The sequence below is a fragment of the Bacillus sp. AFS002410 genome (assembly GCF_002556365.1).
Classification (GTDB): domain Bacteria; phylum Bacillota; class Bacilli; order Bacillales; family Bacillaceae_G; genus Gottfriedia.
This window is the reverse complement of the sequence record NZ_NUEU01000007.1, coordinates 1-12,214: the sequence shown is the minus strand read 5'-3', so window position 1 is coordinate 12,214 and position 12,214 is coordinate 1. Positions and strand designations below refer to the sequence as shown.

At 34.3% G+C, this 12,214-nt stretch carries 10 protein-coding genes and 1 pseudogene; 1 reads left to right on the top strand and 10 read right to left on the bottom strand.

All coding sequences use genetic code 11. The features are described 5' to 3' along the window. Positions 1 to 14: 14 nt before the first annotated feature. The 10 genes and pseudogenes from CN692_RS05805 to CN692_RS05765 form a co-directional block, all read right to left on the bottom strand. Positions 15 to 374: a rhodanese-like domain-containing protein gene (locus CN692_RS05805; RefSeq protein ID WP_098118212.1), complete on the bottom strand. Its 360-nt coding sequence runs from the start codon at positions 372 to 374 to the stop codon at positions 15 to 17. 77 nt (positions 375 to 451) lie between these two features. Beyond that, positions 452 to 712, bottom strand: coding sequence for a metal-sensitive transcriptional regulator (locus CN692_RS05800; protein WP_098118211.1), 261 nt, complete (start codon positions 710 to 712; stop codon positions 452 to 454). A 287-nt stretch (positions 713 to 999) separates the two neighbouring features. After that, entirely contained in the window at positions 1,000 to 1,335 is a 336-nt protein-coding gene (locus CN692_RS05795) for a cupin domain-containing protein (RefSeq protein WP_098118210.1), read from the bottom strand. 12 nt (positions 1,336 to 1,347) lie between these two features. Further along, positions 1,348 to 3,093, bottom strand: a complete 1,746-nt coding sequence (locus CN692_RS05790) for a hydantoinase B/oxoprolinase family protein (protein WP_098118209.1) — start codon at positions 3,091 to 3,093, stop codon at positions 1,348 to 1,350. A 3-nt stretch (positions 3,094 to 3,096) separates the two neighbouring features. Continuing rightward, positions 3,097 to 5,139: pseudogene (locus CN692_RS05785) on the bottom strand (hydantoinase/oxoprolinase family protein). A 69-nt stretch (positions 5,140 to 5,208) separates the two neighbouring features. Continuing rightward, positions 5,209 to 5,757 (bottom strand): helix-turn-helix domain-containing protein, encoded by a 549-nt coding sequence (locus tag CN692_RS05780; RefSeq protein WP_098118208.1) that lies wholly within the window; start codon positions 5,755 to 5,757, stop codon positions 5,209 to 5,211. A 584-nt stretch (positions 5,758 to 6,341) separates the two neighbouring features. Then, the gene (locus CN692_RS26610) at positions 6,342 to 6,467 is read right to left on the bottom strand and encodes a hypothetical protein (protein ID WP_257131786.1); all 126 of its coding nucleotides are present in this window, start codon (positions 6,465 to 6,467) and stop codon (positions 6,342 to 6,344) included. Between the two features lie 286 nt (positions 6,468 to 6,753). Further along, complete coding sequence (gene lepB, locus CN692_RS05775; RefSeq protein WP_257131785.1) at positions 6,754 to 7,290, bottom strand: signal peptidase I; 537 nt, start codon at positions 7,288 to 7,290, stop codon at positions 6,754 to 6,756. A 132-nt stretch (positions 7,291 to 7,422) separates the two neighbouring features. Then, on the bottom strand, positions 7,423 to 9,066 hold the full coding sequence (locus CN692_RS05770; RefSeq protein WP_098118207.1) for an AMP-binding protein: 1,644 nt from the start codon (positions 9,064 to 9,066) through the stop codon (positions 7,423 to 7,425). A gap of 233 nt (positions 9,067 to 9,299) precedes the next feature. Continuing rightward, a complete protein-coding gene (locus CN692_RS05765; RefSeq protein WP_098118206.1) occupies positions 9,300 to 10,574 on the bottom strand; it encodes an MFS transporter in 1,275 nt (424 codons plus the stop codon). 273 nt (positions 10,575 to 10,847) lie between these two features. On the opposite strand from CN692_RS05765, the gene CN692_RS05760 reads away from it, so the two are divergent. Further along, complete coding sequence (locus CN692_RS05760; protein ID WP_098118205.1) at positions 10,848 to 12,014, top strand: sulfite reductase subunit alpha; 1,167 nt, start codon at positions 10,848 to 10,850, stop codon at positions 12,012 to 12,014. Positions 12,015 to 12,214 lie beyond the last annotated feature (200 nt).

The following is a 12,214-nucleotide window of genomic DNA, read 5'->3' as shown; positions in this document are numbered from 1 at the left end:
TATTTTCTCCTTTTCTAAGACCAGGCACCCATTCCGCCTTTAACATTCGTAATATTCGTATAACCCATCTTTTTAAGAACTTTACAAGCTTTTTTACTTCTTACGCCACTTTGACAAATAATAATTGTTTCTTGCTCTTTAGATAAGTCATTAACATTTTTCTTTAAAATATGTAGTGGGATATTTTTAAATTCTTTAATATGTCTTCCCTTAAATTCTCCAGAAGTTCTAACATCTATGAATTGTTTCTCTTTATTTTTCAATTCATTTTTTAACTCATCTGTTGATATTTGCTTTACTCCCTTGACAGGTAGAAAAGTTTGCATTAGAAAATAAGCTATTAAAACAATGATGATACCATTTAATATATCCATTTATTTCCTACTTTCACATTATGTTCTTGAAATGTGCATCATATCTAATTAATTCACTACTAAAAGTGATTTTTACTTTATCTACTCTTAACTAATAAACTAACAGCTTCTTTTACAATTTCTTCTGCATCCTCGCCATTTTCATCAGCTAGTCTGACACACTCTATAAGATTAGTACTAACAATTACTCCAATTGTGCGATCCATAGCCGCTCTTACTGCAGATAACTGAGTGATAACTTCCTTACAACCTTTATCTTCATCCATCATTTTTAAAATGCCTCTAAGTTGGCCTTCAATTCTTCTCACTCTATTTTTTATTTGATCATCATAAGACATTAAAATACACCCTTTCTATGGAACAATTTTATAATAGTTAAAATGAACTATATACCCTGATGGGTATGAAGTCAACTAATCTATATTGAATTTACTTGGTTGAATAGAAAAACAATAGCCACTCTCTATTTTTAAAGAAAGTGGCTGTCGTTCATTAGTAAACTAAACATTTACATTGTTAAATTATTTTGATCTATTTTTAGAATCCTTGTCATTGACGATCATAAAGTCAGGAAAAATAAACTGTTTGATAAAGAGTAATGACTAAAATTATGTGTGCTTTTTTCTCATCTCTCAACTAGAACCCAAACAATCTCACAATCTTCATCACTATCATTGATCGCCCAATGTTCTTCCCCTGCTGGAATTAAGGTAGCGTCACCAGCTGTTAGATGAAAACTTTCACCTGCAGATTCTGTGTAGATCGACCCCTTAATAACAATTGAATATTCATCTTGATTATGAGAACCGAATCCACTAATTGGAATTCTAGCTTTTGGTGGAACTAAAACAGTACCAAACTGTGTTTTTCCTCCTTCAATACTGTTTTCATTAAAAATTGTTTTTAAAGATACAAACGGCACATTATCTGTAGTCAATTTGTCTGTATTAACGAGTAACATTAGTCTCTCACCTCAATTTAATCTTCCATTTACTATATACTCAACATGTAAAGTATCAGGATTTAATTTCACACCATAAATTTCACTTGCTTGTTCTAAGCTGATATAACCATTTTTAACGTCAGTTATTACTTTTTCAATCGGACGATCTAATGGATTACCAAATCCACCACCTGTAGCAGTTATTAAACGTACAGTGTCACCTTTTTGGAGTGGAAAACGAGCAAATTTGCCATAAGGACCACATACTTCACCATTTGCCTTAACAATTTCAAATTCGTTGCGAGAACCATCTTTCCCTTCGTTAATACCCCATGGTAAGTACTTGTTCCTGCCAAAAGTTGCAGTTACAGTCTGTCCATCGGTCATTGCCGTATAAGATCTAACAGTGCCAGAGCCACCACGATATTCACCAGCACCAGCTCCGTCTGTATGTAGACTATATTCTTCTACCATAATGCCATAACGAGCTTCAGCTACTTCAACTGGTACATTATAAGTCTCACCATCACCAATACAAAATTGGCCTACAGCACCGTCTATTCCGTCTCCTGCACCCCATCCTCCTACTGATGGTTCTACAATTAAGAATGGTTCATTTGTATCTTGATGTATTCCAGATAATACAACTCCACAAACTGATAGCAAATGCCCAGCTGTTAATCGATCAGGTAAGATTGGCGCTAAAGCTTTCCAAACTAAGTCAGAACCATAGAGCATAGTTTCCCAATAGGTGGAAACTGCAGCTGGTCTTTCTGCTGAAAAGATAGATCGTGCCTCGGCAATCACTTTTAGTGGTCTAAATACACCATCATTTACATCCTGAGAAGGATTAGTTGCTGCTAAAAATATTGCTCTAACTGCTGAAACTAGGGCTGTATATGAGCAATTGACTGGTCCGAGTACTTGTGGGTGGCTTCCAGAAAAGTCACAAACAAATTCCTCATCAGTAATCGTAACTTTTACTTGTACTTTAAATGGACCATTCCCTATTCCATCATCGTCGATATAATCTACAGCTTCATAAACCCCTTTTGGTAACTTTGATAGCTCTTTACGGGAAATTTGTTCCCCATGATGAAGTAAATGTTCAATTGTTTCTTTTACAATATACTTACTATATTTACTACATAATTCCACAAACCGTCTTTCCCCAGTTTTCAAGGCCGCTACTTGTGCCCACATATCTCCTAAAGATAAATCCGGGAAACGAACATTTGCTGCAATAATTTCTACAAGTGGTTGGTTGATCTTACCTTCGTCGAAAAGTTTGACGCATGGAAACTGTAAACCTTCTTGAAAAATTTCAGTAGAATCGGTTGTCCAAGAGCCTGGATCTTTTCCACCTACTTCAGTCCAATGTGCTTTATTTGCAGAAAATGCAACAATTTCACCTTCGTAAAAGATTGGCATTACAAGCCCAACATCAGAAAGATGAGAACCACCGCCACCATAAGGGTCATTAATAATAATGATGTCTCCAGGCTTTAAATCACCATTTTGACCAAATTTCTCTAAAGTTTGCTTAACCATAAAGGTCAGCATCCCGATGAATCCCGTTACGCCATTTCCTTGAGTAAGCAATTGTCCTTTATCATCAGTAAGTCCACTTGCGAAATCTAAAACCTCATAAATGATAGGGCTCATAGAAGTACGTGCAAGTGTATGAAACATTTCTTCTCCAATTGCAATTAAAGAATCTTTTACAATTTCTAAAGTAAACTGATCTACCTTTTCCTGTACTTGATGACTATTCATTTATTACACCCCAGTCTCAATAATTAAATTTCCATAAGGATCTACTGTTAATGATTGATTTGGATAGAGTACCGTAGAAGATGATTGTTCTTCTACAATAGCCGGGCCATCTATCTTGCTACCAGCATTTAATAAATCTCGTTCGTAAATATTTGTCTTGATCCATCCATAGTCTTCAAATAGAACATTTCTAACCTCTTTAATTGAGCTTTCTGCGTTATCTCCAATATTTTTTAATTTTGCTATATTAGGTTTTTGAACGTTACCTAATGCCGTTAAATGTAGATTTACAATTTCAGTAGGTGCCCCTTCTAATTTAAAAGTAAATTGTTGTTCATGTATTTGGTGAAAACGCTCAACAATAACTTTCATAGTTTCTGAATTTAATAGTCCATTTGGAATTGGAACTTTTACTGTATGCTCTTGGCCAAGATATCTCATATCAGCATAACGTATGAATACAACATTTTTTTCAGAAATATCTTGAACCTTATATTGTTCAATCGCATTTTCTTCAATTTTTGCCCATTCTGAATTTATCTCATTAAAATCAATCTTATTAACTCTTCGAATATAAGTTTGAATATAGTCTTGGCGTAAATCCGTCATTAGCATACCCCAAGCCGAAAATACTGAAGAAGCAATTGGAATGATTACTTTACGCACTCCTAGCTCTTTTGCAAGGGACATGGCATGCATCGGACCACCACCGCCAAAGGCTACAAGTGAAAATTCTCTTGGATCATACCCTTTTCGAACTGAAATTAGCTTTAATGCATTTAACATATTCGAGTTAGCAATACGAATAATACCAAGTGCTGCATCTTCAACTGATATTTCGAAATGTTCTGATATTTTACTTTGAATTGCTCCCCGAACTGATTCTAAATCTACTGGGTTCTTGAAATTTTTTGGAGAAAGTCTACCTGTCACCAAATTTGCATCGGTTGTAGTTGGATCTTCGCCTCCTTGTCCATAAGCCACTGGACCTGGAAGTGCACCAGCTGACTGTGGCCCGACTTTTAAAGAGCCCGCACCGTCTATCCAAGCAATTGATCCTCCACCATTACCAATTTCTACTATGTCAACGACAGGAACTTTAATTGGATATCCAGCGTTTCGTTCATCTCGCTCAATTCGATAATCAGTAGTTACCTTTACCTCACCCTTATTAATTAAAGAGCATTTAGCTGTCGTTCCACCTATATCAAAAGCAATTATATTTTCCTCACCTAGTAATTTGCCTAGAATCGCTGCTCCAAATATTCCTGCTACCGGGCCTGACTCGACCATATTAATTGGTGATTCTTTCGATTGATTAAAAGTTGTCGTTCCAGAATTCGATTGCATGATGTATTTGTTACCCGAAACTCCTACATCTTGTAATTTTTTCTCTAATCGATCTATGTATGATACCGCAATCGGTTTAACGTATGAATTTAATACCGCTGTATTTGTTCGCTAATATTCACGCCATTCTTTTGTAATATCACTAGAAGCTGTTACATATACTTCGGGCCATAATTGTTGAATCATTTCAATTACTGCTTTCTCATGAATTGGATTAGCATATGCATGGAGGAATGAGACAGCGATCGCATCAACGCCTTCTTTTTTCAGTTGCTCTACCGCGACTTTAACTTCATCTAAATTAATGCCTTGTAATATATCACCTTTATAATTTAATCGTTCACTTACTTCAAATCTTAAATGTCGTGGGACAAATGGAGTTGGTTTTTGATATCGTACATTAAATAAATCTGGTCGATTCCCACGTGCTATTTCAATAACATCTCTAAAACCCTTTGTTGTGATTAAACCTGTTTTAACACCTTTTCGTTCAGTTAATGCATTAATAATCACTGTAGTACCGTGAATAAATGCTTGAATTGCATCACCTTGTATTCCACTTTTAGTCATAACATCGATAACACCTTGCTCAAAATTAGGTGGAGTCGTATCACTTTTCGCAACGCCAATTCGACCATTCTCGTCTAAAAAAACTAAATCGGTAAAAGTTCCTCCTATATCAGTTGCTACTCTCACGCTAAAAACCTCCTACTAAAATGATGTAATTTTTATAATAAATGATTTGTCGCAATTAGCGACAAACCATTAATTTTTAAATATTGAAGGTGTAAGAACACTAATAATATGAACTGATTCATTTGTTGGGTTGTACCAAGCATGATCGACAGTTGAAGGGAAATGGATTGAATCTCCAGCCATCATGTGATACTCCTGTTCATCAACATTCATTACGACCTCCCCTGCTAATACATAATAGAACTCTTCTCCAGGGTGATTGAATGCAACTTCTTGTTTTTGGTATGGTGCCAAAGTAATATAGATTGGCTCGAGTGCTCTCCCCTCAAATTCACCACCTAGCCTTGCATATACTGCATTAGAGCGTTCAATTTGAAACGATTTTCGATTTTTAGCAGGAGTATAATATTTAGTTTCAATTGACTCCTGAAAAAAATAAGAGATCGAAACTCCAAGACCTTCTGCAATTTTTTGTAAGGAAGTGATTGCTAAAGAACTATTTCCCCGCTCTACTTGTGATAAAAAGCTAACCGACAAACTAGTTTTATCACTTAGCTCCTTTAATGTAAGATCTTGTTGAATTCGAAGTAAACGTATTTTTTCATATATGTTTTCCATATTGGACCTCGTTGAATATTCTGAATTTTTTACTTATATAAAATATAATACAGTATAACTAAAATTGTCTACCTGTTTTTTTGTAATACTAAAAAAAATTTAGTAATATGAAAATTTTGATGTTGAAAATTCGAGGATAGTGAGAATGTGTTTAGTAAGAAAACTAGCCACCCGTGATAATGGATGGTTTGCTCTGCGGCTGAATGCCCTTGTTACAGACCAATCCCTAAGGGCTAATGAATGGTTCGTCTGATGTACTACTTATACTGGCCCAGTGCTTCATCTATCTCTTTTACAAGCGGCCGGTTAAAGCAGCTGGATTTGTGCATAAATGGGGGACTTATGCTCATAAAACGATGGATTTCGTGCATAAACCAGTGGATTTTGTTCGTATCCCCCGGACTTTTGTTCATAAACCAGTGAGCCGGTGCTATTTTGATTGGCGAACCAAAAATAATTTAGCACCTCGAGGGAATTTTATATAACACCCGCTGTAAGTTTTTTTGACCCCCTGGCCGATCCTGGGGTTTTTGTTTCCATAAAAAAAAGCAAAGCCCGGTAATTTGCTAAACCGGCTTTGCTTTTTACATATTTGATACAAGAAATGGTATTGTAATAACAGCTACTACCATTAGGATCCAATTATTCTTCTTAACATGATTTTCAAATTTAATTTGCTCTTCTAATAAAAAATCTTCAGTTTTTTTCATTGCATATTCCTACTTTCGATTTTGATTTTTAATGCTTTTATTTAAAATTTATTTCCTTAAATAAAGCTTAAAATACCTAAAATTCTATTTTTATTCGTTTTTATTATAAAAAAAGAAAATGAAAATACAATGAAAGGCAGTTTTTAACTACTATGATGTGATAAATGAACTGTTTTTAATTTAGATTTTTATCCATTTCAGGTCATAATCCCATAAAAATAAAGCTTCATAAGGTTAATTTTTAATTCAAAATTCAAAAGAGTTTATATGCAACAACGTTTTCTTATTAGTGTATTATTCTTAAGCGATCAAATGGATAAAAAACACCCTCTACCTTTCCGACGATTTCAGACTGCTTAATGTAGCCTAAACCATTTCGGCTATCCATACTATTTAAACGGTTATCTCCCATTACTAAATATGAATGATTAGGAACTTTTACTTTATTAAATTGCAGATATTCCTTATACACATTTCGTAATTTACCGTTTAAATAATTTTCATTTATAGATTTTCCATTTACATAAAGTAAACCATTCATAATACTTACTTTGTCATTTGGTCGTCCAATGATCCTTTTTACATAATACTTAGGATCATCTTGTTTTTTTATAATGACGACTTCACCTCTTTCGATAGAGGAAATATGAAAAGAAGCTTTGTTTACAAATAAATAATCATGATTATGTAACGTCGGTTGCATTGATGCACCTTCAACAATAAAGGGTGAAAATATATAAAGCTTTAATATAAAAGCGATGGTAAATGAATAAACTAAAATTTTAATAGATTGCCAAGCAGTATCTTTTTTTCTAGTTTTCAAGTTTTAGATCCCCTTTATCTTTTTAATAACCACAATTACTAAAATCAAATAATTTAATTTAAAATAATGAATAAAAAATAGCAAAGCTTACTCTTTTTGCTCTGCTATTTTATTACTAATTAATCGATAAATTTATACTTGTTTATGCGCATTTTCAACAGCTTGTTCTCTTAGTCGGAATTTCTGGATTTTTCCTGAAGCTGTCATAGGGTAAGCTTCCACAAACTCTATATATCTAGGAACTTTATGTTTCGAAATTTTCCCTTTACAATATGCACGAATATCTTCAGGCGTAATTTTTACACCTTCTCTTAAAATAATCCAGGCCATAACTTCTTCTCCGTATACGTGATCAGGTACTCCAACAACCTGGACATCTAACACATCTGCATGAGTATATAAAAATTCTTCAATTTCACGTGGATAAATATTTTCTCCACCACGAATAATCATATCCTTCAACCTTCCAGTAACTTTACAATAACCAGTTTCATCCATAATTGCTAAATCTCCAGTATGTAGCCATCCGTCTTCATCGATTGCAGCTTTCGTTGCTTCTTCATTTTTATAGTAGCCCTTCATGACATGATAACCTCTAGTACAAAGTTCACCTTGAACACCTCGTGGAACTTCATTAGATGTACCTGGTTCAACGATTTTCACTTCAACATTAGGCAAAGCCTTTCCAACCGATTCAACACGTAATTCAATTGGATCATTTGTCCTAGTTTGTGTAATGACTGGTGAAGATTCTGTTTGGCCATAAGCTATCGTAATTTCTGTAATTCCCATTTTTTCGATAACTGCCTTCATAACTTCAATCGGACAGTTTGATCCTGCCATAATACCAGTTCGTAACGTAGACAAATCATATTTAGAAAAATCAGGATCATTTAATTCAGCAATGAACATAGTAGGAACGCCATGTAAGCCAGTACATTTTTCATCTTGTACTGTTTGAAGAACCCTTTTTGGACTAAAGTCTTGTACAGGTACCATCGTTGCACCAACAGTCATACAAGCCATCGTTCCTAAAACACAGCCAAAGCAATGGAAGAAAGGCACAGGTATACATAGACGGTCATCCTTTTTTAATTCCATACAATTTGCAATGTTTAACCCATTATTTACGATATTCGAATGTGTAAGCATTACACCCTTAGGGAAACCAGTAGTTCCAGAAGTATATTGCATATTTATAACATCATATGGACTCATTGATTCAATTCGCTTATCCAATTCCATGTCGGAAGTATTTTTTGCAAAAGAAATCAGCTCATTCCAAGAGAATGTACCTGGATATTTTTTATCCCCAAGAACAATCACGTTACGTAAAAATGGTAATCGACTACTATGCAATTCTCCTGGTACAGAATCCTTTAACTCTGGAATAATTTCATAAAGCGTATCTATATATGAAGAATCTTTATACTGATCCATTAAAATAATAGTCGTCGAATCTGATTGTTTTAGCAAATACTCAAGCTCAGCAGTCTGATAATTTGTGTTCACTGTAACGAGTACTCCACCCATTTTGCCAGTTGCAAATTGCGCTGTTAGCCATTCAGGCGTATTAGAAGACCAAATTGCAATATGATCACCTTTTTGAATTCTAAGACTCATCAAACCTTTAGCAATTTCTCTACAGTGATTTTCAAACTGTTCATAATTCATCCTTAAACCTCTATCTGCATAGACAACAGCCTCATGAGTAGGATGTAATTTAGCTTTTTCTTCTAATAATTTCCCTATTGTAAGCTCTAGTAAATTTGTCATCTGATCCTCCTTAATTGGTTTCCTTTAGCAAGAACGGATATTAACTAATAAATTTAAATAACATAGTTAAGAATATTCTATATTTTTAGTTTTTTCCCTTTTTAAAATTCCGTTAATTAATCTTCACTTTATTTAATACATTTTTTTGCAGAAGAAAGGACTCCAATTTAATCAGAGTCCCTTCTTCTTTAAATATCAGATTGCCCCTCAACTTGAAACTCTCTATATCTAGATTAGTAAGTTGTGGTTTTCGAAACTTCTGCTTTTTTAGGTTCAGATACACGTGTTAAAAAGAACATTCCAATAACAAATAAAATAATTAGACTAAATACGCCCATATTCGAACGCCCTGTAATTTGAGCTGTCAAGGCGACTATTAGCGGCCCCATAACCGATGCAAATTTCCCGAAAATATTATAGAAGCCAAAAAACTCATTTGATTTTTCTTTAGGAACGAGTTTTGCGAAATAAGAACGACTTAAAGCCTGAATTCCACCTTGGGATGTAGCTACAAGCATGGCCAAAATCCAAAAGTCTAAAGTGGAGTTTAAAAAGTAAGCATAAATACAAACAATCATATAAACAATGATTCCAACATAAAGCATCATTTTACCAGTAAACCGATCTGCGAGCCTTCCATAAATAACGGCAAATGGAGCAGCAACAATCTGTGTGACAAGCAGTATAATTAATAGATTTGTTGAACTAATTCCAAGGTCAGTTCCATAAGCCGTTGACATCGTAATAATCGTTCCAACACCATCTATATAGAAGAAATAGGCAAGTAAAAATAAAAATACAGCGCGATATTTCCGAATATTTTTAAAGGTTTTTCCTAACCTCTTAAAGCTATTTACTACAGGATTTTTTTCAGGTTCAATAAAATAAATTTGACGAACGTTTCGTAATAAAGGAATCGCAAAAATACCCCACCAGGCTGCTGTAATGAGAAAAGCAATTTGACTTGCGAGAGTTGTTGAAATTGCAATAATCTCCTTTTGAGCTAATACGATGATCGCAATACTAATAATAAATGGAATTGTACTACCTATATACCCTAAACCAAAGCCTCGAGCAGAAACCTTATTCATCCGTTCTTCTGAAGTTATATCTACTAAAAAAGCGTCATAAAATACATTTGCGCCATTAAAGCCAATAGCTGTAATCGTATAACAAATCAATAGTAAGAGCGAGTGATCATTTGGAATAAAAGTAAGAAGTGCAGTAAAAGAGATCCCGAGAATAAAAAAGAAAGCAAAGAAGTTCTTTTTAAATCCTTTGTAGTCAGCGATTGTCCCGAGAATTGGAGATAACATAGCTAAAATAAAAGTAGAAATTGCAATCGTATAACCTAAATAAGCAGTAGAATCAGAAGCACTTATTCCAGCCTTTGTAGCTGAAGCTTTATAAAAAAGAGGGAATACCGCAGTGCTAATAATAATTGAATACGCTGAATTAGCCCAATCATAGAACATCCAACTATTTTCTTGCTTCGTAAAACTCTTCATGAGTTTTTTCCTCCCAATGATTAGTAACTGCTTTTTTTATAAAATAGGCTTATTGATTAGATACTACTAATAGTTTATTTTTCCTCTACATTTAAATAGATAAAATTTTTCTTTTTATTAATTGGACAAGTTGCCAACCCTTTGTTTCTTGCCTATCTGGACACAAGGCTATAAAAAAATCCAAAACAACGTAAAAAAGACCTAGATTCTAATACATAAATTGCCATTTGTATGTTATCTTAGTTATATAACAATCCTTGGAGGTTAAGAGATATGAAATCTACTTTAAACGATACTAAAAATGCGACACCACCATTTTCAAGGACCAATCCATTTCAAGCGAAGGTTCTAAAAAATATTAATTTAAATGGAACTGGCTCAAACAAGGAAACAAGGCATATTGAGTTATCTTTACAAGGGTCAGGACTTACTTATGACCCAGGTTATGCACTTGGCGTGGTCCCATCAAATGATCCAGAACTAGTGGCACTTCTTATAAACGAAATGAAATGGGAAGAAGATGTGACAGTTACTGTTGGTAAGCAGGATGAAACACTATCTTTAAAAGAAGCGCTTACAAATTACTTTGAAATTACACTATTGTCTAAGAAAATTTTACAACAGGCAGCTGTATTCACAGAAAACGAAGAACTTCAAAAGCTTCTGTTAGTTGAAAATACAAATCAACTTAAAGAATATTGCTATGGTCGAGATTTACTTGATATGTTACGTGATTTTGGGCCATGGAAAGCAACTGCTCAAGAAATCGTTTCAATCTTAAGAAAAATGACTCCTCGTCTGTATTCAATTGCAAGCAGTAATGCTGCTAATCCAGATGAAGTTCATCTAACAATCGGTGCTGTACGCTACACTGCGCACGGACGCGATCGAAAAGGTGTTTGTTCTGTTTTATGTTCAGAGCGTGTTAGCGAAGGTGATACACTTCCAGTCTATGTTCAAGCAAATAAACACTTCCACTTACCAGAAGCTGAAGACAAAGATATTATTATGGTAGGACCTGGAACTGGTATTGCACCATTCCGTTCATTTATCCAAGAACGCGCAGTCAATAAAGTAAATGGCCGTTCATGGTTATTTTTCGGTGACCAACATGAAGCATCAGATTTCCTTTATCAAAGCGAGTTAGAAAAATATCAAAAAGATGGTGTACTAACAAAACTTGATGCTGCATTCTCTCGTGATACAGATCAAAAAGTTTATGTACAACATAAAATGCTTGAAAACAGCAAAGAATTATTCGAATGGATTGAAAAAGGAGCTTATTTCTACGTTTGTGGCGATAAAGAATATATGGCTAAAGACGTTAATGAAGCCCTTATTACGATTATCCAAAATGAAGGGACACTGACTCGTGAAGATGCAGAAGCTTATCTTAAAGATCTGCAAAAGCAAGGTCGTTACCTACGTGACGTGTATTAATATTTAGTAATCTTTAAATAAGTTAAAAAAAACCCTTCGTCCAATTTGGTACGGAGGGTCTTTTTTTTATGTAAAAGTGTTCAATGTAATTTATTTTTTTATCTCATGAACCCTTTATGAGTTAAATATTTTCAGCTTCTTTCCCTTTTTTTAACTCATGGACCCTTTATGAGTTAAATATTTTCAGCTTCCTTCCCTTT